Source organism: Streptomyces sp. SD15, assembly GCF_054462255.1.
Window position 1 is genome coordinate 1 of record NZ_JBTLMO010000068.1, and the last position, 23,119, is coordinate 23,119.

The 23,119-nt window shown below is 70.7% G+C and carries 24 protein-coding genes; 13 read left to right on the forward strand and 11 right to left on the reverse strand.

Going from position 1 to position 23,119, the window contains the following annotated elements:
* Positions 1–429 precede the first annotated feature (429 nt).
* Positions 430–1,107, reverse strand: a complete 678-nt coding sequence (locus ACX28W_RS38820) for an HNH endonuclease family protein (RefSeq protein ID WP_459004841.1) — start codon at positions 1,105–1,107, stop codon at positions 430–432.
* Positions 1,108–1,506: 399 nt separating this feature from the next.
* Between ACX28W_RS38820 and ACX28W_RS38825 the strand changes: the two genes are divergently transcribed.
* Positions 1,507–1,875 carry a hypothetical protein gene (locus ACX28W_RS38825; protein ID WP_459004842.1) on the forward strand — a complete coding sequence of 123 codons (369 nt, stop codon included), beginning with the start codon at positions 1,507–1,509 and terminating at the stop codon, positions 1,873–1,875.
* A 194-nt stretch (positions 1,876–2,069) separates the two neighbouring features.
* Here ACX28W_RS38825 and ACX28W_RS38830 read toward each other — a convergent pair whose 3' ends face one another.
* Complete coding sequence (locus ACX28W_RS38830) at positions 2,070–2,255, reverse strand: hypothetical protein (RefSeq protein WP_459004843.1); 186 nt, start codon at positions 2,253–2,255, stop codon at positions 2,070–2,072.
* A 923-nt stretch (positions 2,256–3,178) separates the two neighbouring features.
* On the opposite strand from ACX28W_RS38830, the gene ACX28W_RS38835 reads away from it, so the two are divergent.
* The 3 genes from ACX28W_RS38835 to cyaB all read left to right on the forward strand — a co-directional run bounded on the left by ACX28W_RS38835 (position 3,179) and on the right by cyaB (position 4,582).
* Positions 3,179–3,496 (forward strand): hypothetical protein, encoded by a 318-nt coding sequence (locus ACX28W_RS38835; RefSeq protein WP_459004844.1) that lies wholly within the window; start codon positions 3,179–3,181, stop codon positions 3,494–3,496.
* 206 nt (positions 3,497–3,702) lie between these two features.
* Complete coding sequence (locus tag ACX28W_RS38840; protein WP_459004845.1) at positions 3,703–4,008, forward strand: hypothetical protein; 306 nt, start codon at positions 3,703–3,705, stop codon at positions 4,006–4,008.
* Between the two features lie 19 nt (positions 4,009–4,027).
* Positions 4,028–4,582 carry a class IV adenylate cyclase gene (gene cyaB, locus ACX28W_RS38845; protein ID WP_459004846.1) on the forward strand — a complete coding sequence of 185 codons (555 nt, stop codon included), beginning with the start codon at positions 4,028–4,030 and terminating at the stop codon, positions 4,580–4,582.
* A gap of 81 nt (positions 4,583–4,663) precedes the next feature.
* Here the strand turns inward: cyaB and ACX28W_RS38850 are convergent, their stop codons facing one another.
* The gene (locus tag ACX28W_RS38850) at positions 4,664–5,011 is read right to left on the reverse strand and encodes a hypothetical protein (RefSeq protein WP_459004847.1); all 348 of its coding nucleotides are present in this window, start codon (positions 5,009–5,011) and stop codon (positions 4,664–4,666) included.
* Between the two features lie 293 nt (positions 5,012–5,304).
* Between ACX28W_RS38850 and ACX28W_RS38855 the strand changes: the two genes are divergently transcribed.
* Positions 5,305–5,772: a GtrA domain-containing protein gene (locus tag ACX28W_RS38855; protein ID WP_459004873.1), complete on the forward strand. Its 468-nt coding sequence runs from the start codon at positions 5,305–5,307 to the stop codon at positions 5,770–5,772.
* A gap of 72 nt (positions 5,773–5,844) precedes the next feature.
* On the opposite strand, the gene ACX28W_RS38860 is transcribed toward ACX28W_RS38855, so the two are convergent.
* Positions 5,845–7,359: a hypothetical protein gene (locus ACX28W_RS38860; RefSeq protein WP_459004848.1), complete on the reverse strand. Its 1,515-nt coding sequence runs from the start codon at positions 7,357–7,359 to the stop codon at positions 5,845–5,847.
* Between the two features lie 144 nt (positions 7,360–7,503).
* On the opposite strand from ACX28W_RS38860, the gene ACX28W_RS38865 reads away from it, so the two are divergent.
* Together ACX28W_RS38865 and ACX28W_RS38870 are read left to right on the forward strand one after the other, a co-directional pair.
* Positions 7,504–7,977: a MarR family winged helix-turn-helix transcriptional regulator gene (locus ACX28W_RS38865; protein WP_459004849.1), complete on the forward strand. Its 474-nt coding sequence runs from the start codon at positions 7,504–7,506 to the stop codon at positions 7,975–7,977.
* 173 nt (positions 7,978–8,150) lie between these two features.
* On the forward strand, positions 8,151–8,738 hold the full coding sequence (locus tag ACX28W_RS38870; protein ID WP_459004850.1) for a hydrolase: 588 nt from the start codon (positions 8,151–8,153) through the stop codon (positions 8,736–8,738).
* 64 nt (positions 8,739–8,802) lie between these two features.
* On the opposite strand, the gene ACX28W_RS38875 is transcribed toward ACX28W_RS38870, so the two are convergent.
* Positions 8,803–9,720: a ketopantoate reductase family protein gene (locus ACX28W_RS38875; RefSeq protein WP_459004851.1), complete on the reverse strand. Its 918-nt coding sequence runs from the start codon at positions 9,718–9,720 to the stop codon at positions 8,803–8,805.
* Positions 9,721–9,849: 129 nt separating this feature from the next.
* Between ACX28W_RS38875 and ACX28W_RS38880 the strand changes: the two genes are divergently transcribed.
* Positions 9,850–10,080 carry a DUF2277 domain-containing protein gene (locus ACX28W_RS38880; RefSeq protein ID WP_362087584.1) on the forward strand — a complete coding sequence of 77 codons (231 nt, stop codon included), beginning with the start codon at positions 9,850–9,852 and terminating at the stop codon, positions 10,078–10,080.
* 11 nt (positions 10,081–10,091) lie between these two features.
* Here the strand turns inward: ACX28W_RS38880 and ACX28W_RS38885 are convergent, their stop codons facing one another.
* From ACX28W_RS38885 to ACX28W_RS38905, 5 genes are all read right to left on the reverse strand, one after another.
* On the reverse strand, positions 10,092–10,739 hold the full coding sequence (locus tag ACX28W_RS38885) for a DedA family protein (protein WP_459004852.1): 648 nt from the start codon (positions 10,737–10,739) through the stop codon (positions 10,092–10,094).
* A gap of 212 nt (positions 10,740–10,951) precedes the next feature.
* Positions 10,952–11,407, reverse strand: a complete 456-nt coding sequence (locus ACX28W_RS38890) for a DoxX family protein (protein ID WP_459004874.1) — start codon at positions 11,405–11,407, stop codon at positions 10,952–10,954.
* A 96-nt stretch (positions 11,408–11,503) separates the two neighbouring features.
* Positions 11,504–13,453, reverse strand: a complete 1,950-nt coding sequence (locus ACX28W_RS38895) for an FAD/NAD(P)-binding protein (protein WP_459004853.1) — start codon at positions 13,451–13,453, stop codon at positions 11,504–11,506.
* Positions 13,454–13,663: 210 nt separating this feature from the next.
* Positions 13,664–15,307 (reverse strand): alkaline phosphatase D family protein, encoded by a 1,644-nt coding sequence (locus ACX28W_RS38900; protein ID WP_459004854.1) that lies wholly within the window; start codon positions 15,305–15,307, stop codon positions 13,664–13,666.
* 79 nt (positions 15,308–15,386) lie between these two features.
* Positions 15,387–16,031, reverse strand: coding sequence for an HNH endonuclease family protein (locus tag ACX28W_RS38905; RefSeq protein ID WP_459004875.1), 645 nt, complete (start codon positions 16,029–16,031; stop codon positions 15,387–15,389).
* A gap of 507 nt (positions 16,032–16,538) precedes the next feature.
* Between ACX28W_RS38905 and ACX28W_RS38910 the strand changes: the two genes are divergently transcribed.
* Both ACX28W_RS38910 and ACX28W_RS38915 read left to right on the forward strand, forming a co-directional pair.
* Positions 16,539–17,120, forward strand: a complete 582-nt coding sequence (locus tag ACX28W_RS38910; protein WP_459004855.1) for a TMEM165/GDT1 family protein — start codon at positions 16,539–16,541, stop codon at positions 17,118–17,120.
* Positions 17,121–17,474: 354 nt separating this feature from the next.
* On the forward strand, positions 17,475–18,134 hold the full coding sequence (locus ACX28W_RS38915) for an HAD family hydrolase (RefSeq protein WP_459004856.1): 660 nt from the start codon (positions 17,475–17,477) through the stop codon (positions 18,132–18,134).
* Between the two features lie 101 nt (positions 18,135–18,235).
* Here ACX28W_RS38915 and ACX28W_RS38920 read toward each other — a convergent pair whose 3' ends face one another.
* Entirely contained in the window at positions 18,236–19,201 is a 966-nt protein-coding gene (locus ACX28W_RS38920) for a peptidoglycan-binding domain-containing protein (protein ID WP_459004857.1), read from the reverse strand.
* A 226-nt stretch (positions 19,202–19,427) separates the two neighbouring features.
* Between ACX28W_RS38920 and ACX28W_RS38925 the strand changes: the two genes are divergently transcribed.
* From ACX28W_RS38925 to ACX28W_RS38935, 3 genes are all read left to right on the forward strand, one after another.
* A complete protein-coding gene (locus tag ACX28W_RS38925; protein WP_459004858.1) occupies positions 19,428–21,590 on the forward strand; it encodes an MDR family MFS transporter in 2,163 nt (720 codons plus the stop codon).
* 144 nt (positions 21,591–21,734) lie between these two features.
* Positions 21,735–22,376 (forward strand): hypothetical protein, encoded by a 642-nt coding sequence (locus ACX28W_RS38930; protein WP_459004859.1) that lies wholly within the window; start codon positions 21,735–21,737, stop codon positions 22,374–22,376.
* A gap of 14 nt (positions 22,377–22,390) precedes the next feature.
* Entirely contained in the window at positions 22,391–23,074 is a 684-nt protein-coding gene (locus ACX28W_RS38935; protein ID WP_459004876.1) for a hypothetical protein, read from the forward strand.
* Positions 23,075–23,119 lie beyond the last annotated feature (45 nt).

A 23,119-nucleotide genomic window follows, 5' to 3' on the forward strand; every position in this document is an offset into this window, starting at 1 on the left:
TCCCATCGTTGCAGGTCAGCAGCACTCTCCATTTATTTGATCAAGACCTGGACAGGCCCACTCGCGAAAGCCCGGGGCTAGGTCCACGTGGAGTCCACTGCACCTTCCTGATCTGCGCGTCACGTAGTCGGCGATCTCGTGGTCCCGGCCGTTGAAGAGGTGCTGAGAGATCAGCGCGGCCCGCCCGACGAGTGGCCCCTCCGATGCATCAGCTCGCGGGTGGTGGCGCCGCCGGTCGCGGCGAGGGTGTTGCCGGTCTGTCGGAGGTTGTGAAAGTGGACGTCACCGAGACCGGTCGCGTCGAGGGCGCGGAGCCAGATCCGCGGGAAGCCGTTCCGCCGCAGGACACCACCGCGGGCGCCTGCTCAATCCGCTCTGGCTGGAGTGCCCGTTGGTGGCCCCACCCGTTGATGGGGCGGGGCCACAGTTTTATGGAGCGGACTCGTAGGTCACGATGGTCACGGGGCAGGCTTCCGCGAGTTGTGTGAGTGCTTCGAGTTCGACGGCGTCGATGGTGAGTCCCCAGCGGAGCTTGGTTGCGATCCACTCCGAGGTGTATCGGCACGTGACGTCGATGGCCGGCGGCAGCCACTCGGCCGGGTCCTGGTCGGCTTTGCTGCGGTTCGAAGCCGCGGAGACGGCGACAAGGGAGGTCTGGGCGTCGATGTCGTTGGCGTAGGCCTCACGCCGCTGGGCAGTCCATTGCGATGCCCCGGAGTCCCAGGCCTCCGCGAGCGGCACCATGTGGTCGACGTCCAGGGCGGAGGCCGCGGTGACCCATTTTGCGTCGTAGTACGACCACCATCGCCCTCCTGAGAGCTTGCAGCCGGGGAGGACCTCAGGCGGGTTGACCGCCTCGGAGATGAGCACCTCCGCTCGCGTGTTGCAGCTGTCGGTGGGGTTCTGGCCCGCGTTCCAGTGCTTGAAGCTGCTGCGCTGGTAGCCGTCCCGGACCTCCGCCGCAAGGGGGAGGAGGTGGACCGCGGCCGCCATCGGGAGTGTGTACGTCTCGGTGGACCGGTCATGCGCATGAGCCGGAGTGGGTGCCACGAGGGGCATGACAACGAGTGCGGCCGCCATCCCGGCACGCCTGAGGTTCTTGATCACGCATCGCAGAATTGACTGCGGGTACCTCGTTCGAGGGAGTCGACTCGAACGAATGAGCCGTATGGGTGCCCGAGTTCACCGGACAGGTGTGCCATGAGACACCCGATGGAGGAATGTCTGTCCCGGAGTGGTCACCGCTCGCTCACCACGGCGTGCACCACAAGCGGTCCCCGCGGCCATAGCCCGTCTCAATTTCCGTCTCATTCAGCCCGGTTCACCTCTGTTCACATGAGACCGGAAGCCGGGCCCCTCCCAGAGGCTGGCCGCGCACGAACCCAGGTGAACGGCCCTGTACGCGGCCCCGCGAGGCACCAACACAGTTGGAAAGCGTGTTGGTGGGGCGGATCCGAGTCGGACACAGCGGTGAGAGTGTCAGACCCCGATGGCAGTGTGTCCGGCATGGAGACACCCATTGCCCCTGAGGAGCATGCCGTCATTGCACACTTCCGGCTTGCCAGTGACGGTTTCGGCGATGTCGATCAGCGCGAGCGAATCTACGAAGCCGAACAGGCGATGGAGGAAGCGACCGAGAAGGCAGGCGTCGGGGAGGTCGACGGGAACGAGTTCGGAGGAGGCGAAGCCGTCGTGTACGCCTACGGACCCGATGCCGATGCTCTGTTCAAGGTCCTGGAGCCGACTCTGCGCAGTCTGCCGTTCCGACCGGCGCATGTCATTCTCAGGCGGGGCAACAACGAAACACGTGTGGATCTGCAGGCCTGCCGAGTAGCGCGAGACGTCGACGAACGCACCACAAGCGCACCCAGATAGGGCGGGGACCAGCGGGGAAACACGGTGAAGGCCGCCAGGCCCGACGTGGCCGAACCGCGGGCTTTTGCCCAGGTCAGCGCCCGAACCATCCCCAAATGACCGCAGCTTCCCAAGCTGATGACTCTCTGATCGCGCGGCAAGTCGAAACACTTAGGTGAACGGAGATACCAGCTGGCGTTGACTGGCATTTGGTCCTAGACAGCCGAGGACTGCGCCACGGCCACGATGAGGGTCAGGATCTGGCCTAGGAGGAGTAGGACGGCCACCCGGTAGGCCAGGGACCGTCTGCCCAGCGCTTCGCTGTTCCGGCGCTGGGCGTCCACCATCGCGGCGGTCATGTTCACCTTCGCGTCCCTCGTGTCCGAACCGTCGCGCCACATTTCCATGATGATCCGAGCCGATGGACCGTGCAGCCACTGCCGCGTCGGAAGCAGGATGACGAAGGCGCAGCACCCGAGAGACAGGAGGACTCCGAACAGGGCCCATGGCGCCCACACAGGCAGAGATCTGCCCTGCGCCGGGTATGTATTGACCAACCCCAGTCCGGCCGAGAAGGAGGCCACAAGTGCTGCAACGCTGAGGATTCCTGACGCCCGGGTTCTGAGGCTTTCAAAAGCACTCGTCTGACTCGCCAGTTTGGCCGTGGCCGCCTCGTACGCCAGATCAATGAGCTCCTCCCCTCCCGCGCTGTGACGTTGCCACGTGTCAGGCGGCGGGGTCTGAGGAGGAGGGGGCAGCCGGGACGGCGCAGGCGCGGACGGTAGATAAGGTGCAGGTGGTTCTTTACGACGTGGTTCCCCCGTGTGCTGCCAGTCCGGGTCTACCATCGTCTGCTCCTTCGGGCTCTGATCTCGACCCTAGAGCGGCTCCCAAGGGGCAACCACTTGGATTGCTCCACGTACCCTTTCTACCGGCCGGAGCGGTACGCGAGCGGGCGGGCTAATCGCCCCTGGGTAACTGGGCCGTAAGATCTCGCTAGGCGTACGTGCGCGTGTCTAACTGCGTGACAACGCCGACGAACAACCGCGGACGAGCGCGAACGCCTGCGGACCATCAGCGCAGGTGAGAGGCGCACCAGCCCAGGGCAGCGCCCCACCCAAGTTGCTTCGGGACGAAGCGGTCGCGTGCCATAGTCGTGCCACATCATGCGGTCAATCACGGTCAACGACGGCTCTCCGCAGTCGAGATGCGTCGCTGAACTGGGCTGGCGCTACAGACGGGGTGACCTCGGCGTCTCTGCTACCGATCACGTCCGCCTTTACAAGGTGATGGTCCAGGCCTCCGGTGCGGTCATGATCTGTCCATGGACGAATACACGCGACCCACAGGCCACAAGGTGCCGGCAGTGGATGCCGTTCTGCGGAGCTGGGCAGCAACCGTCGCAGCTCTACCCGTTGGGGCTCGCGTCGCTGGAGAGGTTGTCGTGCGCCAGCCCTTCGGCGTCTTCATCCGTGTCGAAGGTCTCCCGAACGCCGTGGTCCTGGCTCAGATAACGGCGATGCCCTACGGAATGGAGCTGCCTGCTGTCGAGGCCTGCCGTGAGGGTGAGGTCTTGTGGCACGACCACAACGAGCATCAGGTGAGGGTCCGGCTCGACGAATGGAGGACGACTGCCGAGTGATCGTCTCTGGGCCGTCCCTGGGCCGTGCGACGCCGCTCGGCAGTGACCGACCGCGACAGCCAGGGACAGATCAACTACGAGGCCGGACGGCGAACGTCCAGGTCACGGCCCCCTGGCCATACGGGTTTCCCCCCAGGGGTAGCCGTCAGGCACGATGGGGGGGCCTCCGGATTCGGATCGCTCTCCTCGATCCGGACAGCGACGCCTTGACTCAACGGGCGGCCGAGATCGGAGAGTCCGCCGAATCCCTGGCCGGTGGCGTGAGGCTCGCCGAGGTGCGGTTGCGTGAGTTGGCCGACTCGTGCGACATCAGCGTGTGGCGGTACCGCATGCTGCCCACATGGCGGCTCATCCGCACGGACTCCACGGTGTTCGTCAGCGCCTTCGACGTGGGGTGGGAGGGTCATGAGAGCGCGACGTACAAGGTGATGGAAACACCGCACGGGCCCCTGTTCCGCGGGTTTCGCAGGATGTTCGAGGCGATCATCGACGGCGCGCAGCGCACAGTCTGAACGGAGAGGGGATCGGTTCGTGATCGAGGCGGAGTTGAAGGCACGGGTTCACTCGCCCGAGGCGGTCACGCGGCACCTCGACCGGCTGGCAGTGGCCCGTGTCGACGTGTACCGGGATACGTACTACGACCGGCCGGACGGCTCTTTGGAGAAGGCGGACCAGGAGTTGCGCGTTCGCACGGTACACGGCACCCACGGCACTCGTACGGTGCTCACCTTCAAGGACGCCTCGATCGATGAGGCCTCGGGATCCAAGCCCGAGTACGAGACGTGCGTCGAGGACGCCGATGCGGCGCACGCCATCCTGCGGAGCCTCGGCCACGTCGAGGTCATCGCGTTCGAGAAACGGTGCCGGAACTACGAGTTCGAGGCGCACGGCCGCCGGATGCTCGCAACGCTTGTGCGCGTGCCCGAAATCGACGGGACGTTCCTGGAAATCGAGACGCTCGTGGAGGAGAGCGCGGTGAGCGCGGCGCTGGACGTTGTCCGAGCGGTGTTCGCCGACCTTGGGGTCGGAATGGAAGACCTGACGCGGGAGACGTACACGGGCGCGGTTGCGGCGCGGCGGGGCTGATCTGAGGAGCGGGCTGTCGGCGGCCCGCCCCTCCGTCGCCGAGGGTGGTGAAGCGCAGGTAGTCCGCCAGACGGCTCGTCCTTATGACGGGTGTTCAGGTGAGAGGACTTCGTGGGTGTGCTTCAGTCTCGCGCGCGCTTCGACCGTATCCGCGGGTGCGACCTCCGACCAGAAGCGGTGGCAGGTCACGAAGACGGCGAGTTCACGCTCCCGCTGTCGGAGTTTTTCCACCTCGGCCTGTTCGTCGGCGGTCCAGCCGGGGGAGGCGGGGCGTTCCACCTTGCGCCAGCCGCCCGTGTCGCTGAAGCCGTCCAGAGGTTCTACCGACCAGGGAAGTCGTTTCAGCAGGGCCAGGAGCTCGGCCCGGACCTGATGCAGCTCCTCCTGGCCGGCCAGGAGGTCACTCGGGAAGTCATAGGTCGCAGCCACGCCGCAATGGTACGCCTGTTCGAATTTGAGGTGCGAGTTCCTTCGGGGACTTCACGCGAAGGGGTGGCCTGTGACAGCGAACCTTGATCATTGCCATCGAAGGTTGGTGATCAACTCCAGTCCATTGAGCAGCTGATCACGGTCGAGGGGGCGGCGGTGTATCGCCGCACCGGTTTCACCACCGCCGGCACCCCTGAGAACGCTCTGAAACCGCGGTGAATGGGGGGTCGGCCACGCTCTGCGGCATGACGACGACGGCCCCGCCGGGGGCAGCGGACCGGGAGGGGATCACCATGAACGGCCTGCGACTGATCCGTCGGCACGCGGCGGCCTTCGGGCGCTTCGCCGGGCTGGGCAGCGGGGTCACCCTGGCGGCCTCGGCGGCCCTGGTCCTGCTTTCGCAGTGGATCCCGTGGATGGCGGCGAACGCGCTGACCACCGTTGCCTCCACCGTGGTCGCCACCGAGCTGCACGCCCGCGTCTCGTTCGGCCACGGGCGGCCCGGTCTGGCCGGCCATCTGAAGAGCGCGGCCACCATTGCCCTCGGCTGGCTGGTCACGTCCGCCGCGGTCGGCTTGCTGGCCGCGCTCCGTCCCGGCGCCGGACTCGTCCTGCAGCAGACGGTGTACCTGTCGGCCACCGCGCTCGTCGGGATCGGCCGCTATCTCGTGCTGCGTCTGGCTGTGTTCGCGGAGCGCGCCCCGCAGCCCCGGACCGGCGGCGGCGTCCGGTTGCGGGCCGCGTACGACGCGGCGGCGTGAGGGCCGGCGGGGGAAGGTACTGCGGCCCGGGGTTGGAGCGGGCGGCTCGAGGGCGAGCAGTCGGCCGCCGACTCAGGACGGCGTCAGTTCCGACATCACGGCCGGGGGGAGTGACGGGTTGGCTGCGGCCGCTTCCACCACGCGCCAGTCGTGGTCGGCGAGCAGTTCGACGATGACCGGTGGAGGCAGGGACGGGTGGCCCGCGGCTATGGGTCTCGCCCGCCTGTCCGTCACGCAGGCGAGCAGCGACGCGGGCGTCGCGTTCCGGTGCCGGGCCACCTCGCGGAACGCCTTGTGCGCCGGCGGTTCGTGCCGGGTGACGTCCTCCAGCAGGGACGGCGACGCGTCGGGGTTGGCCGCCACCTTCGCGAGGACCTTGACTCCGTGCCGGTCGACCATGGTGCGCAGCTGGGTTTCGGAGAGGCCCGGGTGCGGTGCGACGGACGTGGCCACCTTCGCGTCGGGGTCGGCGGCGAGCGCGTCGCGGATCCCGGTCGGCAGATCGCGCCGTTCGGCCAGGAGCATCCGTACGGCCGGGTTCGGCGACTTGGCCAGATCCTCCACCTCGACCGGAGAGGCGGCGGCGATCCGTGGCAACAGGGTCGGGCCGATCCTGATGGCGCCCGCCAAGGCGGTGAGCACATCGAGCGGCACATGGGGATTGTGCGCGAGTCCGCGCCGCACGTCGTGGCCGAGATCGGTGGCCAGTGCGCGGATCCGGGCGGCGTCGATGGCGGCGTTCTCGGCGAGGGCGGCTCGGACACCGGGAACGGGGTCATCGGCGAGCCGTTCCCACACCTCCGGCGGCAGGTCGGGGCGGGCGGCGAGTTGGCAGCGCAGCAGCCACGACGGGTGGTCGGCGAAGCCGACGACGGCCTTGGCGGGCGTGGCCGGGTTCCGCAGCGCCTGTTGCCACATCTCCTGAGCAGTGGACTCGTGGGAGCCGGTGCAGCAGGCACCCGAGGGCACATCGTCGGCCGGGCGCGGGTTTCGCCGGTCGGGTACGAGCGGGGGCCGGTCGCGGTCGCAGTCCAGGCACCGCTGTGCCGGAGGCAGCCCCTCGCCCGTGATGAGCATGGCCAGCACGGCCGGTGGAGTTGCCTCGTTGGCGGCCACCGAGCGGCGGACCTCGGCATACGGATGCCGCGCGAGCCGGGCCGCCATGTCCGGCGTGGTCCACAGAGCGAGCTCGGCGACGACCTGTACCTCCGAGTCGGCGGCGAGTGTCTCCCGTACGTCGGAGGGAAGGCCGGGGCAGGCAGCCAGCTTCTCCCGGCGCTCGACAACCGGATCCGCCGCGAAACGGCGCGTCCACTCCGGGCGGCCGGCGTGCGTGTCGAGCAGGGCGAGCGCGGCGTGCGGCTGGGTCCCGGGGTCGACGTCGGCGGCGGTCAGGCGCCCCTCGTAGGCGAGTTGTACGGCGGTCTCCTCGGCGCGCGTGGCCAGCGCGACCGCCTGGGCGTGGCTGAGGTCCGTGCGAGCCGCGAGGTGTGTGGCGATGTCGGCGTCCTCGACCGTGATCAGCCGGTCGATCAGCTCGGGGGGCAGGGCCGCGTTGGCGGCGAGCCCGCACAGGACGTGGTTCACGGGGGCATCCTGCCCGGGCCGTGATCGGAACGCCCGTGGATTTCGCCGCCGTTGTCTGTCCGGAGGCTGCGCCGGACGAGTTGAGCAGCCCAGACTGTTCAGTTTCAACTGGACAGTCTGGGCTGAAGATTTTAGCCTGGGCGGATGGACGACGGCGACTACGACGACAACACCGAGGGCGTCTCCGGATCCGCCGCCCGTGCGGCCATGGATCTGCAGGTGGCGTTCAGCCGGTTGCAGCGGAAGATCAGGGAAGTCGCCGGGACCGCGACGGACCTCACGCCGTCGCAGGTCTCCGCGCTCACGCTGCTGAGCAAGAGTGGGGCCGCCACGGCCAGTGGGCTGGCGGCCACCGAGGGGGTTCGGCCGCAGTCCATGGCGGCCACGCTCGCCGCGCTCGAGCAGCACGGGCTGATCCAGCGCAACCCGGACCCCGGGGACGGCCGACGGCAGCTCGTCACGCTGACCGACGCCGGTCGTGAGCGTATCGAGGGCACCCGGCAGGCCCGCGAGGAGTGGCTGGCCCGGGCCTTCCAGGACCACTGCACCGAGGCCGAGCGGCAGACCGTCATCGAGGCGATGGCCGTGCTGGAGCGCCTCACCCGGCCGACGACGTGATCAACGGTGCGACAGCCGGGCCCGCCCCCCGCCGACGCCTTCGACCGGCGGCCTGCACGACCTGGTCCTCTTCACGCGCGCCGGAGCCCTGCTGCTCCTGGCGGTGACCCTGCTGGACCGATGCCTCCGCACCTGCGCACCCTCACACGCCCCAACCCTGGAAAGGCCTGACCATGGCTACCACCACGCTCGACCCGCGTACCGCGCTCGTCCTCATCGACCTGCAGCAGGGCATCGTCGGGAACCCGCACCTCGCCCCGTATGCCGCCGCGGACGTCGTGGCGCGCGCGGGCCGGCTCGCCGACGCCTTCCGTGGGCACGGCCTTCCGGTCGTCCTCGTACGCGTCACCGCGGCCGCCGACGGAGCGGACGCCGTGCGCGGCCGCATCGATGGCCCCAGCCGCTCCCGCACCTGGCCGGAGGGCTGGGACGTCATCGTCGACGAGCTGGCCGGGCACCCCGAGGACATCACCGTGACCAAGCGGAACTGGGGCGCCTTCTACGGCACCGACCTCGACCTTCAGCTGCGCCGTCGCGGGATCACCCAGATCGTGCTGGCCGGCATCGCCACCAGCATCGGCGTGGAGTCCAGCGCCCGCGCCGCCCACGAGCACGGCTACCACGTCACCCTGGCCACCGACGCCATGTCCGACATCGACATCGACACCCACCGCAACAGCGTCGAGCGGATCTTCCCCCGCCTCGGTGAGACCGGCACGACGGACGAGATTCTGGAGCTGGTGGCCAAGACCCACGGGTGACCCGCGAAGGTTCACGTGTGAACCGCGGCGAGTCACCAGTCACCCGTGGGTCCTGGGCCTGGGGTCAGTGACCGGCCCGGCCCGCCAGCTCCCGCACCAGCTCACCCGCGACCGGCACGGCCACCCCGTGCCGGTCCGCGGCCCGTAGCAACGCGCCGCCGATCGCGTCCAGTTCGAGCGTGCGGCCGGCCTCCGCGTCGCGCTGCATGGAGGACTTCGTCGCGGGCGGGAAGGCGTCGTAGCGGGCGAGGGCGGCCGCCGGGTCGGCGGGGGCGCCGCTCGCGCTGCTGACGGCCGCGGTCTCCTCGACCAAGGCCGTCAACTCCTCGCGGTGGAGCGTGCGGACGTCGCCGAGCGGCAGCCCATAGCGGGTGGTCAGCAGCGCGAACGGCGCGAGGAACGACATCTTCGCCCACAGCGTCGCCGCCTCGTCGTCCTTGACCTGGACGCGGACACCGGTCGGCTCCAGCGCACCGGCGAGCGCGTCGAGCCGTTCGCGCGGGACCGTGTCGCCGGTCAGGTCGACCTCCGCGAAGGGGCTGCCGTGTTCGATCACGCCGGGGGCGGTACGGGTCGACTCGACGCGGATGACGGCCGGTGCCACACGGTCCGGGCGGTAGCGGGCGCGGAGGGTCGCCGGGTGTTCGATTCCGTTCAGGAGCGGTACGAGCAGGCCGTCGCCCAGCGCCTGCGGGGGTACGCGGTCCAGGGCCGCGTCGAGCACCGTGTGCTTGACCGCGACCAGGCAGGCGTCGACCGGTTCGCGCAGCCCCGTGTCCGCCTCGACCGCAGCGGAGAAGTCCCCGAACCGGCCGCTGCGGACGCGGATACCGTCCGCCCGCAACGCCTTCGCGGTCTCGTCCCCGGCCAGGCAGATCACCCGGTGCCCGGCACGGGACAACAGCGCGGCGAGCAGGCCGCCGACGCCGCCCGGGCCCAGTACCGCGACCGTGAGCCGGCCGTCCAGTTCGTCCTTCGTCATGGCTGTGCGATTCCTCTCGTCGGTCGGCCCCAAAAGGTGGCCGCCTCGATGTCGATCATCTCAGCAAACGGTGAAAGGAACAGGGGGATTTCCGAACCATGTCCGCGGCCCACGCGCGAGACTGGACGTATGTGCCGCAGCATCAAGACGCTCCGTCCGCCCGTGCTCCCCGAAGAGGCCACCGAGGAGGAGATCCGCGCCGCCGCCCTCCAGTACGTCCGCAAGGTGTCCGGTTTCCGCGCCCCGGCCGCTCACAACCGTGAGGTGTTCGACCACGCGGTCGAGGCGATCGCGGCAGCCACGGCCGAGCTCCTCGGGGGCCTGGAGGTACGCGGGGCGGCGACCCAGCGCGCCGGATAGCGCCGGATACTTCAGGCGGCGCCGCTGCCCGACTCCTCCGGAACCGGAACCGGAACCGGGCGCCGCATCAGATACGCCGCGCCCGCGCCCGCGCCGAAAAGCGCCAGGAACGAGACGCCGGTGGCGAGCCAGGTCGCACCCAGCCACTGGCCGCCGAAGTAGCCGAGGGCGACGCTGTACACGGCCCAGGCCAGGCCCGCCACGATGGACCAGGGCAGGAACTCGCGGACTCGGCGGTGGGCCGCGCCGGCGCCGAGCGAGACGACCGAGCGTCCGGCGGGCGCGAAACGGGCGAGGACGACCAGGGCGCCGCCGGCACCGCCGCCGCGGGCGAGGACCGCGCCGAGACGTTCCTGCGCGCTGCTGAGCCGGCGGGAGCGGGCTATCGCACGGTCCAGACGTTCGCCGCCGCGCCAGGCCAGCCGGTACGCCACCAGATCGCCCAGGACCGAGGCGGTCGCCGCGGAGAGAGTGAGCGCCACGATGTCGGGCACCGCCTGCGGGACGGCCCCGGTGGAGCCCGCCGCCGCGGCCGTGGCCGCCGCGATGACCAGGACGCCGCTCGGCAGCACCGGCAGGAAGACATCCAGAACGACCGAGACGGCCACTGCCGCGTAGATCCATGGGCTGCCCGTCAGCGCCCCCACACTCTCCAACACCACAAACTCCCCTGTACTCCCCCGTGGGCATGACCTCGCCGCTACGTCGTGGGGAAAGCGGCAGGGCGGCCTGTGACAGCCATACAGCGTACGCGGCGGGTGTGACAGCACGTTCACGGGGGGCGCATGCGTTGATTACGGCGGGTGCACAGGGCGGGGAGCGAAGGGCGCCCGCCTCCCGGTGGGGAAGCGGGCGCCGGAGCGGGAGCGGGTCAGGCCGCGACGGGCTCCGAGGTCCGCTTGTCCTCGGTGGCCGAGGTGGTGCGTCCGGCGAAGAGCCGGTCGACACCGAGGGCGCCGGAGCCGGTGAAGACCAGCAGCAGCATGCTCCAGCAGAACAGCGCGGAGAGTTCGCCGCCGTTCTGGATCGGCCACAGGGCCATCGACTGGTGCACGTCGAAGTACGCGTACGCCATCGAGCCCGACGCGATGAACGCCGCGCCGCGCGTGCCGAGGCCCAGCAGCACCAGGCCGCCGCCGACCAGCTGGATCACGGCCGCGTACCAGCCCGGCCAGGTGCCTGCGGAGATGGTGCCGCCGTCGGTGCCCGCGGCGCCGCCGAGGACGCCGAAGAGGGAAGCGGCGCCGTGCACGGCGAAGAGCAGGCCCACGACGATGCGGAACAGGCCGATGGCGTAGGGCTGGGCGCTATGGAGACGGTCGGTCATCTGGGTCATGTGGGGGGACTCCTTCGGTCTGGTCCGGTCCATGGGGAACCGGATCCTGGGGGGCGGAACCGAGTGAGCCACAAACGTTAGGGGAGCCTAATCAATACTTGCAAGTTCAATATTTAGCCATGGATTGGATCCCGTTCGGGGTTCCGTTCGCGGCATCGCCGCACGTAGCGCCGCCCGCGCCACCGCGTCGGCGTCCGAAAGCGTGACCGAATCCACACCTGGTCTGGCTCCGGCCGCGGTCACCCAGTGCACGCCCTCCGTGGGGACGCCGAAGGCGAACCGCCGTGCGTGCGGGCTACCTTGACGGTCGATCAGACGGTACGGCCGGGGTGTTACGTCCAGCCCTCCGGTTTCGTAACCGTCGACGGTGTGCGGGCGGCACCGGCCCGCACTCAGCAGCCGGGCGAGGAGTTCGTCCGCGGTCCGCCGGAGGTCCGGTTCGGGCAGCCGCGCCTCGATGAGGGTCGTCACGTGTACGGCCGAGCCCGGTATCCCGGGGGAGCGCGCGACCCACGCCCCGTCCTCGGGCCGCACCTCCAGCCCCGGGCCCAGGACGTCCAGGACGCCCGCCTCGATCAGCGCGGTCATCTCCTCGACGCGTCGACGCGGCGGGCCGATGGAGAGGAAGGCGTTGAGCGGTGTGTACCAGCGGTCCAGGTGCTCCCGGCGGGAGGTGCCGGTCAGGCCGCCGTGGTCGACGATCCGCCGCAGCTCGTTGCGCAGGTCGCGCAGCACGTCGAGGGCGGCCTTCAGGGGTCCCTCGACGTTCCCGAGCGCGGCGTGCTCGGCGTCCTCGCGCAGATGGGCGAGCAGCCAGCCGCGCCATGCGTCGGGGTCGGTGAAGGTGTGTCCGGCGTACGGGCGCGAAAGGCGGTCCCAGGACCAGCGGTCGGCGGGCGCGATGCCGAACTCGTCCAGTACGTCGGCCTCTTGGGGGCTTCGGTGCGGGACGGCGAGGAAGCGGTCCCTGAAGGCCGGGCCGCCTCGCGCCCGCCCCAACAGCCCCTCGTAATAGACCGTTTCCACCTCCTTCGCGACCAAGGGCCATATCTCGCGCAGGAAGTCCGGTGCGTCACCGGAGTCCGCGCGCTTGCGGAAGCGGGAGATCACCTCGTCGGTGAGGGTGAGCGGGGTGTGGCGGCCGTACGGGCCCTTCGCGTTGTCGCCGCGGGCCTGGTACGGGATGCCGCGTCGCGAACCGGCGTACAGGCGGGGCTCGTTGCCCGAGGGCAGATAGCGCAGGCCATCCGCGGTACGGGTGAAGTGGCCGCCGCGGCCCGTCGTCAACAGGGCCATGTGGTCGAAGAAGTTGAGGCCCAGGCCGCGCAGCAGGACCGGCTCGCCGGGGGCGAGGGCGGAGAGGTCGACGTCGGCCGGGTTGGCGGGCGGGATGTGGCGCAGGCCGTGCCGTTCGGCGTGGGCGGTGAGGCGCTGTTGAGCGGGGTCCGCGAGCACCGGGAGGTGGCCCTGCGCGAGGACCACGGCGGCGAGGCCCGACAGGGTGCGGCCGGAGGAGAGGGTGAGGGTCTGGTGGCCGTCGGGCGCGTCGTCCAGTCCTGTCGCGCGGGCCGCGTGCACCTCGACGCGGACCTCGGCCGGTGCCCCGCGCACCACCTCGCCGAAGACCCACTCCAGGTAACGGCCGTACTGGGCGCGGGTCGGATAGTCGTCGGGGCCCAGCTCGCCCGCCGCCCAAGCATGCAGGCTCGGCCCCGGACATATCGGCCCCGAGCAGTCCACGCTCTCGTCGGTGAACAGGGTCACCTGCGAGGCCACCGTGTTCATCAGCAGGTGCGGCGACTGCGCGGTGCGCCAGACGCGGCCGGGGCCGGGCGGTGACGGGTCGACGACATGCACCGTCAGCCGTGCCCCGGGCGGGAGGAGTTCCGGCGCGGAGGCACACAGACGTTCGAGGACGCTGGTGCCGCGCGGTCCGGCCCCGACCAGGGCGACGGAGGCCTCGGCCGGCTCGGCGTTCGCTGCGGATTCCACGGTCGGTGCGGACAACGGTGTGACTCCCGGGCACGAGGGGCGCATGGCGGCGGAATCGCCCGCTGGAAGCGGACGGTCCGCCTCATCATGCCGTCGGGGAGAACGGGAGCCGAGCACCGGGCGCGAGGATCGCCGCCCGGTGTGGGATGGGTCACGGGCATCACGGGCGACGCGCGCGATAACCACGTACGCCGGATACACCGGATACGTCGCCCACCGAATACGCCGTATACAAGGCGCTGTTACGGGCGACTGTCACGAACTGAGCGTGGACTCCGTGACCGTCCTCAGGCGGGCGACCCCGTCCTTCTCCATCCGCGCCTGCTCCAGCCGAAGGCCCGCGGAACGCCCCTGCAGTGTCAGTGTCATGACCTGGTTGCCGAACCAAGGTCCGCCCGTTCTGCGCCAGTCGAGGGGCGGGCGCGCGTATTCGCCGTGCCAGGCGAACCGGCGCCCGAGCGCCCGGCCCACCGCACTCCACCCGAAGCGGAAGCCGAGCCGTATCGACAGGGGGATGGAGTTGTGGACGGGGGAGCAGGTCAGTTGCAGGACGCGGGCGTCGGGACCGGGCACGCCCTCGGGCCACGTGGGCTCCGCGACGTACGCGTGATGGACGTCCCCGGACAGCACCGCCACGGTGGCCGGCGCACCGGGCCCCGAACCCGCCTCGGCGATCAGATCCGCCAGCGCGTCGAAGGACGCGGGGAACGCCGCCCAGTGCTCCAGGTCGGCCCGGCGGCGCACCTTCTCCCCGAACCGCGCCCAGCGCGCGCCCCGGTCGCCCCGGCACAGGGCCGCGTTCCACGCCTCGGCGTCGTGCACGAGGTGGGGGAGCAGCCAGGGCAGCGAGGTGCCGATCAGGAGATGGTCGTACGAGCCCGGCCTGTCCAGTGCCTGATCCCGCAGCCACCGAGCCTCGCCCGGGTCCAGCATCGCCCGGTTCTTCTCGTCCAGGACCCGGGCCGCCCGGGTGTCCACCATCAGGACGCGCACACGGCCGAAGTCGCGGCGGTAGCTCCAGCGGACCGAGGGCGGGTCGGCGTCGGACTGGGCGGCGAAGGCGCGGAGCACGTCCGTGCCGTCGGGGGTCTCGCGGACGGCGGCGTACAAGGGGTCGTCGGCCAGTTCGCGCGGCGAGAGGTTGCCGAGGTGCTGGTGGACCCAGTACGACATCAGGCCGCTCAGCAACCGCTCGCGCCACCACACCGTGGCCCGCATGTCGGCGAGCCAGGCCGCGCTGGTGTTCCAGTCGTCGATGACGTCGTGGTCGTCGAAGATCATGCAGCTGGGGACGGTGGACAGCAGCCAGCGGATCTCGGGGTCGAGCCAGGATTCGTAGTAGAGGCCCGTGTACTCCTCGTAGTCCGCGACCTGGTGGCCCGGGGGGTCCGCGAGGCCGCGACGGGCGGCGATCCGTGCGCGCGTGGCGTCGGACACCTCGTCCGCGTACACCTGGTCGCCCAGCAGGAGAAGGACGTCGGGGCGTTCGCCGTCCGGGGCCCCGGCGATGCGGGCCGCCAGGGTGTCGAGCGCGTCCGGGCCCACCGGGTCCTTCTCGCCCGCGGGCGGCGCGGCCCAGCGGCAGGAGCCGAAGGCGATCCGGACGGGGTTCTCGGCGCCCGGGGTGCGGACGACCGAGGGCGGGAAAGGCGAGTCGGGCGGGGGCCAGACGGTGGCGCCGTCCAGCAGTACCTCGTACGCGGAGGTCGTGCCCGGGGTCAGTCCGCTCACCGGCACCAACGCGTAGTGGTGCCCCGAGATTTGGAAGGTGGGGGCCTCGCCCCGGGTGCCGTCGGCGCAGCGCACCTCGGCGGTGCACGGACGGCTCGCCTCGACCCAGAAGGTCGCGGACGAGCCGTCGACGTACCTCAGCAGCGGACCCAGGCGCAGCTCCGCCATGGTGATCACCCTCCTCCGTCGCCCCATACGGTACGGAACGACGGAGGGGAGCGGGGAGGTTCCGGCCGGAGCCGGTGAATCAGCAGGGGGCGAGGTAGCTCGTGAGCGCGCTCTTCTCGGCGGAGTCGACGGAGAGGTTGTAGTAGTACTTCACCTGGACCCAGGCGCGGGCGTACGTGCAGCGGTACGCGGTGCGCGAGGGCATCCAGGTGGCCGGGTCCTGGTCGCTCTTCGACTGGTTCACGTTGTCCGTGACGGCGATGAGCTGAGGGCGGGTCAGGTCGTTGGCGAAGTTCTGGCGCTGGGTGCTGCTCCAGTTGTCGGCGCCGGAGTCCCAGGCCTCGGCCAGCGGGACCAGGTGGTCGATGTCGAGGTCGGAGGCGGCGGTCCAGGTGGCGCCGTCGTACGGGGAGTACCAGCTGCCGCTGGTGGCGGCGCAGGCGGAGCTGGTGACGACGTTCGAACCGTCGCGCTTGAGGACCGTCTCACGGGTGTCGCAGGTGCCGGAGATGGTGATCCAGTGGTTGAAGAGGTCGCGGCTGTAGCCGGTGCGGTCCTCCGTGGCCACGGTGAGGGACGCGAGGTAGCTGCGCGCGGTGGCGCCGCTGACCGGGGTGGGAAGGGCGGCGGAGGCGGTCGGGCCGTTGAATATCCCGACCATGGCTATCAGACCGGTGAAGGCTGCGAGTATGCTCAGTCGTCGACGCGCGTAGACCTTGGGCAGCATGCGAACTCCCTTGGAGTGGGGGGGCTTTGGGGGGTGAGCGAGCTCATGCTTGCGGTGGCGCATTTCCGGAAGGTGTGAGTCAGGTAAGAAGCTAATGACGCGCACATGACACGACAAGGTTTATGACGTAACGGTTCTTCAGTGCGTGGCCGGCGGGTGGTCGGCGCGTGGCCGGCGGATGATCGGCAGGTCGGGACCAAGGTCTCGGGACCAAGGGCCCTCCCCGCCTCGTCCGGGCCTCCCGTACGATGGATGGCGCAGAAGGGGAGTAGCTCTTCGCCGGACCGTCGACATACTGCTCAGCTCGCTGAGCCGGCGCCCGGAGGCAGACCTCGATCAGGGCCCATGGGGCCTTGGGACCTTGAGGTCGGCCAGCGAGACCTTCGGCAAAGCAGTGCACTGCCCGTGCGTCCTCGTGCGGGTGGCGATGTGTGCTGCCGTGCCGAGGTGTCGCGTCGCAGTCACTGCACTCTCGGTGGGGCGGCCCCGACCGATTGAGGAATTTTGATCAGCATCAGCGTGATGGCGCTCGTCTTCGGCGTCGTTTTCCTTGCCGAACTGCCCGACAAGACCGCCCTTGCGGGACTCGTCCTCGGCACGCGTTACCGCGCCTCGTACGTCTTCGCGGGCGTCGCCGCCGCCTTTCTCGTCCATGTCACGCTCGCCGTCGCGGCGGGCAGTGTGCTGACCCTGCTGCCCCAGCAGATCGTGCACGCGCTGACGGGCGTGCTCTTCCTCGCCGGAGCCGCGGTACTGCTCCTGAAGAAGGACGAGGACGAGGAGGAGATCCGCAAGCCCGCGAACCAGAGCTTCTGGAAGGTCTCGGGGGCGGGCTTCATGCTCATCCTGGTCGCCGAGTTCGGCGATCTCACCCAGATCATGACGGCGAACCTCGCGGCCCGCTACGACGACCCGCTCTCCGTCGGCCTCGGCGCGGTCCTCGCGCTCTGGGCGGTGGCCGGACTCGGCATCGTCGGCGGAAAGGCGCTGATGAAGCGGGTGCCGCTGGTGCTCATCACCAAGATCGCGGCGGTCTTGATGCTGGGGCTCGGCGTGTGGAGCCTGTACGAGGCGGTGGCGGGCTGAGTCGCCCGCGCCGTCCCTAGGGCCTGCCCGGCGGATCATGTCGCAGACGCGGGGTCTGGCACGCCCATCTGGGCTATCAGGCGCCGTTGCTTCCCTGCGACCTGATCCGCCGGACAGGCCCTGGTCGGGCCGTCGGGTGAAGGTGGTGGCCCCAAGCGGTGGCGCCGGGGCCCTTCATTTTGTATGGTAGAGAAACAAAGTGGCTCCCGCTCGCTCTCCCTGACCGGCGGGCGGGGCCGCCTTGTTTCCGGGGGGACCCGGCGCCGATCCGACGGACACGCCCCCGGAGCATGGGACACCCCCCCCGGGCCGTGGGACATCCCCGGCCCTTCCCCCGCGCCCTGGAGCCTGCCGATGACGGCCACCACCGTTCTGACCGCCCGCGCCCTCCTGCTCGACATGGACGGCACCCTCGTCAACTCGGACGCCGTCGTCGAGCGCTGCTGGCGAGGCTGGGCCGACCGGCACGGGCTGGACGGGGACGAGGTCATGAAGGTCGTCCACGGCCGCCAGGGGTACGCCTCGATGGCGGTGCTGCTGCCGAACCGGCCCATGGAGCAGAACCACGCGGACAACGCCCGCATGCTCGCCGAGGAGACCGCCGACATGGACGGCGTCGTCGCGATCCCGGGCGCCCCGGAGTTCCTGGCCTCCCTCGCCGGGCTGCCGCACGCGCTGGTGACCTCCGCGGACGTGGCCCTCTCCAGCGCCCGGATGGCCGCCGCCGGCCTCGAACTGCCCGACGTGCGCGTCACCGCCGAGTCCGTCGGGGCGAGCAAGCCCGATCCCGAGGGCTTCCTGAAGGGCGCCGCCGAGCTGGGTGTCGCGCCTGAGGACTGTGTCGTCTTCGAGGACTCCGGCGCCGGTATCTCGGCCGGGCGGGCCGCCGGGATGCGGGTCGTCGGGGTCGGTCCCCGCGCGGGCTTCCACCGCCCGGACGTCCTCGTCCGCGACCTGACGCAGGTGCGGGTCGAGGCTGCGGCGGACGGGGCGATACGGCTGCACGTCGGCTAGCGCTTCGGGGCAGGGGCAGGGGCAGGGGCAGGGGCAGGAGCAGGAGCAGGAGCAGGTCCGAGCGTCGCTTCCGAACGCTCCTACGGCTTACGGCTTACGGCTCACTGATCGCGGTCCACGGAATCACGGCTCTCGGAATCCCGGCCCGCGGCCTGCGGCTCCGTCGTCTCCGCCTCCAGGCTCGCCCGCGTCGCCGCGCCGTACACGCCCTGCTCGTCGGCCGTGATGCCGCGGGCCCACTGGTAGCGGCGTACGGCGTCCTCGACCTGGTTGGAGTAGGAGCCGTCGGTGTTGCCGGTGTAGAGGGACAACTGGCGTAGCCGCAGCTGGAGTTCGGTGACCTCGGAGCCCTGGTCGCCGCGCCGCAGGATCTGGGCGGCTTCGTCCGAGGCACTCGTACTGGGTGCCGCCGTGCTGCTGGTGGGGGCGGTAGGTGCCGTCTGCGACGGGGTGGCCGACCGGGACGGCGTCGCCGATGCGCTCGAGCGGGTCGGCGAGGGGGACGAACTTTTGGTGGGCGTGACCACCACGGCCGGCGCCGACACCGTGGACGACGTCCTTTCGGTCGGCGACGCCGAGGTGGACGTCCGCGACGGCTCCGGCACGCTCGCCCGTATGTCGTCCGGCGACGCGCCGTCCCGCGCGGGGGTGTCGTACGAGAACAGCCCGCTCGCGAACCCCGCCGCCGCCACGGCGGCCACACAGGCCACGGCGACGGCCAGCAGCGCCGTACGCCGCCGACGCCGGGGCGGCTCGTCCTCCAGGCCCAGTGCGCGTGCCGGGCCAGGCTCCGGGGAGTCCGCCGAAGCGCCGGCCTCCAGCCAGACATCCGGCGTCGGCTCGGCCGTCGTCCCCGGCTCCGCGTCCGGCCTCGGGCCGACGCCCGCCCCCAGCTCGACGTAAGGACGTATCCGCAGCGGGTCGAAGTCCTCCGCCGCGGCTGCCTCCGCCGTGCGGGCGTCGCGCAGGGCGTCGGACGCCCGTTGCGTGCAGGCGCAGGACGGGGTGCCGTCCGGCGTCCGGGGCGCCGCGCACTCGGGGCAGACATGCCCGTTCGATTCAGTCACGCGTCGGTTCCCTCCCCCTGCGGCTCCGGAGACTCCCCTGAGAACTCCCCCTGCAGAACTCCCGAGGTTATCCACATGCCTCACACAATCTCCCGTGAGCCCCCGGAATCCCAGCCTCCGCAGGAATCGCACGATTCACGGGGTTCATTGGATTCAACAGGCCATAACCGGTCATACCGACCACCATGGAGGGTGACCAAGACCCTCGGGCCCACGGGAGGTCCGTATGACGGGCGACACACCCCGCGACGTGCACGGCCCGGACGCACCCCACGGCCCGGACGCACCCCACGGCCCCGACGCACCGCACGGCCCGGACGCGCCGTACAGCGTGAACGAGTCGGCCCTGCGCAGGCGCTCGGCGGCTGCCGTCGACGCCCAGGAAGAGGTGCACGGCGGTGTCGTCGTCTCCATCGGCGCGCTGCTGCTCGGCATGCTGCTGGCCTCCCTCGACCAGACGATCGTGTCGACCGCGCTGCCCACCATCGTCAGCGAACTCGGCGGCCTGGAGCACCTGTCGTGGGTGGTCACCGCGTATCTGCTCGCGTCGACCGCGGCGACCCCGCTGTGGGGCAAACTCGGCGACCAGTACGGCCGTAAGAGGCTGTTCCAGGCCGCGATCGTGATCTTCCTGATCGGCTCGGCACTGTGCGGCATGGCGCAGAACATGCCCGAACTCATCGGCTTCCGGGCGCTCCAGGGTCTCGGCGGCGGTGGCCTGATGGTGCTGTCCATGGCGATCGTCGGTGACATCGTCCCGCCGCGCGAACGGGGCAAGTACCAGGGCCTGTTCGGCGCGGTCTTCGGTACGACGAGCGTGCTCGGACCGCTGCTCGGCGGGTTCTTCACCGAGCACCTCAGCTGGCGTTGGGTCTTCTACATCAACCTGCCCATCGGCGTGGTCGCACTCATCGTCATCGCGGCGGTCCTGCACATCCCCAGGAAGTCCGCCGAGCACGTCATCGACTACCTCGGCACCTTCCTCATCGCCGCGGTCGCCACCTGCCTGGTCCTGGTGGCGTCGCTCGGCGGCACCACCTGGGGCTGGAGCTCGCCGCAGATCATCGGGCTCGCCTTGCTGGGCGTGGTCCTGGCCCTGGCCTTCGTGGCCGTGGAGCAGCGGGCCGCCGAACCCGTCCTCCCGCTCAAACTGTTCCGCATCCGTACCTTCACGCTCTCCGCCGTCATCAGCTTCATCGTCGGCTTCGCGATGTTCGGCGCGATGACCTACCTGCCGACGTTCCTCCAGGTCGTCCAGGGCGTGACGCCCACCCTGTCCGGCGTGCACATGCTGCCGATGGTGTTCGGTCTGCTGCTCGCCTCCACCGTCTCCGGCCAGATCGTCAGCCGTACCGGCCGCTGGAAGGTCTTCCCCGTCGCGGGCACGGCGATCACGGCCATCGGTCTGCTCCTGCTCCACCAGCTCGACGAGAACAGCGGCATCGGCGAGATGAGCATGTACTTCTTCGTCTTCGGCCTGGGCCTCGGGCTGGTCATGCAGGTGCTGGTCCTGATCGTGCAGAACGCGGTCTCGTACGAGGATCTGGGCGTCGCCACTTCCGGCGCCACCTTCTTCCGCTCCATCGGCGCCGCGTTCGGCGTGGCCATCTTCGGCTCGGTCTTCGCGAGCCGCCTCGGCGACAAGCTGACGCAGGTGCTCAGCGGGCAGCAGCTCCCGGCGGGCATCACCCCGGACGCGCTCAAGGCCGACCCGAAGGGCATCGCCGAGCTGCCGGCCGCGCTGCGACAGCCCGTCCTGCACGCGTACGCCTCGTCGATCACCGACGTCTTCCTGTACGCCGCCCCGGTCGCCGTCGTCGGCTTCTTGCTGGCCTGGTTCCTGCACGAGGACAAGCTGCGGGGGTCGGTCACGGCGCCGGACCTCACCGAGACGCTCGCCTCCAACCCGGTGCAGCGGTCGTCGTACGACGAGGTGTGCCGCGCGCTGTCCGTGCTCGGCACCCGGGAGGGGCGGCGCGAGATCTACGAGAAGATCACCGCGCGGGCGGGGTACGACCTGCTGCCCGCCGCGAGCTGGCTGCTGCTGCGGATCAAGAAGTACGGCTGGGCCGAGCCCGCGCTGCTGGCCGAGCGCAGCACCGTACCGCTGCCCGTCGTGCTCGCCGCGGCGCGCCAGCTCGAGGAGCGCCGGCTCGCCGCCCGCGAGGGGCTCGACCTCGTGCTCACCGACCAGGGCCGTGTGGCCGCCGGGAAACTGGCCAAGGCCCGCGAGGAGTCCCTCGCGGAGCTGCTCGGCGACTGGTGGGGCCCGGACCGGCCGACCGACCTGGTCAAGCTGGTCGGGGAGCTGAACGCCGAGATGTGCGGCTCCGACGCGGAGCGCCCCCATGCCGGGGCGGTGCCGCGCCCGCAACGGACACCGGGGTGACCCTTCACACCGCCGTCCCCGGTCCGCAAGGGGATGGGGGCGGGCTGTCGGTGCGGGGTGACGGAGCTGTTTGAGCGCGGTGTTCCGGGCAACTCGGACGGCAACCGACCCGCCTGGGTCGAGAATCCCGGAAGGCACGCACCCATGTCCACAGGCGTGATCATCGCTCTGATCGTGTTCGTGGCGGCTGTTGTCGTTGTCGCCGCCGTCCTGACCCTCCTCACCCGCAGGCCGCAGGGCGGGCGCACACTGCGGCGGCGCTTCGGGCCCGAGTACGACGTCGCCGTCGCCCAGCACGGCGGCGACACCCGGGCCGCCGAGCACGACCTCGCCGAACGGGTGAGGCAGCACGGCTCGCTGCGGGAGCGGCCGCTGGAACCGGCGGCCCGCGAGGAGTACGCGGCCCGCTGGACGGCCGTCCAGGAACACTTCGTCGACTCGCCCCAGGAGGCGGTGAGCGAGGCGGACCGGCTGCTCGCCGAACTGGCCGGCGAGCGCGGCTTCCCCGACGGCGGCCACTACGAGGAGCAGTTCGCCGCGCTCTCCGTCCACCACGGACCCCATGTCCACGGATACCGGCGCGTGCACCGCGCCGCGCACACCCGAACTCCGGACGGCCACGCCGCCACGGAAGAACTCCGCGAGGCCATGGTCGAGGCCCGCGCCCTGTTCGAGGACCTGGTGTCCCCGACCCGCGAGGACACCGCACGCCCCGAGGAACCCGCCCCCGACGACCGCCCACACCTGCCGCGCGTGCTCACCAGGCGCCATGCGAAGGGGAGTTGAACAAGGTGAAGAAGATGACACCGGACAACGGCAACGAGGACACCGCGCGTCGTGAGGCGACGCCTCGTGAGTCGATGCCGGGCCGCGCCTCCGCGACGGGCACGCCCGCGGACCCGGCCTCCTACGAGCCCGGGGAGGCACCCCGGCAGGCCGCCGGCACGCGGGCATCCAGTGAGGCCCAGGACGCGGCCCGCACCGGAAACTACGATCCCACTCGCACGGGGCAGGACGATCCCACCCGCACCGGAAACTACGATCCCACTCGCACCGGGCAGGACGATCCCACTCGCACCGGGCAGGACGATCCCACCCGCACCGGGCAGGACGAGTCCGCCCGCGCCCGGCGGGACGACCTCACTCGCGCCGGGGCGGATGACCCCACCCGCACCGCACGGGGTGAAACCCCGCACGGGGACGGCAAGGGTGCGCTGCTGTCGCACGACGTGTGCGACAAGTACGCGCTGCGGTTGCAGCACGCGGTGGGTGAGTTCGTCGACGGCCCGCGGGCGTCCGTCGAGGAGGCCGACCACGTCCTCGAAGAGCTCACCGCCCGGTTCACGGACGCCGTGGCCCAGCGCCGTCGGACGCTGCGCACGTCCTGGCAGCAGGCCGGTGAGGGCGAGTCGGCCGACACCGAGCGGCTGCGCCTCGCCCTGCGCGACTACCGGGAGGTCACCGAGCGGCTCCTGCACCTTTGAACCTGCGCTGCCGCACTCCGTAACCGTGAGGCCGCGTCCCGGACC

What these genes read in the sequence shown, in the direction of transcription:
- ACX28W_RS38825 (WP_459004842.1), top strand. Translation starts at nt 1,507, where the DNA reads ATGGAGACACCCATTGCCCCTGAGGAGCATGCCGTCATTGCACACTTC.
- ACX28W_RS38830 (WP_459004843.1), bottom strand. Translation starts at nt 2,255, where the DNA reads ATGTGGCGCGACGGTTCGGACACGAGGGACGCGAAGGTGAACATGACC.
- ACX28W_RS38835 (WP_459004844.1), top strand. Translation starts at nt 3,179, where the DNA reads ATGGACGAATACACGCGACCCACAGGCCACAAGGTGCCGGCAGTGGAT.
- ACX28W_RS38855 (WP_459004873.1), top strand. Translation starts at nt 5,305, where the DNA reads ATGAACGGCCTGCGACTGATCCGTCGGCACGCGGCGGCCTTCGGGCGC.
- ACX28W_RS38865 (WP_459004849.1), top strand. Translation starts at nt 7,504, where the DNA reads ATGGACGACGGCGACTACGACGACAACACCGAGGGCGTCTCCGGATCC.
- ACX28W_RS38870 (WP_459004850.1), top strand. Translation starts at nt 8,151, where the DNA reads ATGGCTACCACCACGCTCGACCCGCGTACCGCGCTCGTCCTCATCGAC.
- ACX28W_RS38875 (WP_459004851.1), bottom strand. Translation starts at nt 9,720, where the DNA reads ATGACGAAGGACGAACTGGACGGCCGGCTCACGGTCGCGGTACTGGGC.
- ACX28W_RS38880 (WP_362087584.1), top strand. Translation starts at nt 9,850, where the DNA reads ATGTGCCGCAGCATCAAGACGCTCCGTCCGCCCGTGCTCCCCGAAGAG.
- ACX28W_RS38890 (WP_459004874.1), bottom strand. Translation starts at nt 11,407, where the DNA reads ATGACCGACCGTCTCCATAGCGCCCAGCCCTACGCCATCGGCCTGTTC.
- ACX28W_RS38895 (WP_459004853.1), bottom strand. Translation starts at nt 13,453, where the DNA reads ATGCGCCCCTCGTGCCCGGGAGTCACACCGTTGTCCGCACCGACCGTG.
- ACX28W_RS38900 (WP_459004854.1), bottom strand. Translation starts at nt 15,307, where the DNA reads ATGGCGGAGCTGCGCCTGGGTCCGCTGCTGAGGTACGTCGACGGCTCG.
- ACX28W_RS38915 (WP_459004856.1), top strand. Translation starts at nt 17,475, where the DNA reads ATGACGGCCACCACCGTTCTGACCGCCCGCGCCCTCCTGCTCGACATG.
- ACX28W_RS38925 (WP_459004858.1), top strand. Translation starts at nt 19,428, where the DNA reads ATGACGGGCGACACACCCCGCGACGTGCACGGCCCGGACGCACCCCAC.
- ACX28W_RS38930 (WP_459004859.1), top strand. Translation starts at nt 21,735, where the DNA reads ATGTCCACAGGCGTGATCATCGCTCTGATCGTGTTCGTGGCGGCTGTT.
- ACX28W_RS38935 (WP_459004876.1), top strand. Translation starts at nt 22,391, where the DNA reads ATGACACCGGACAACGGCAACGAGGACACCGCGCGTCGTGAGGCGACG.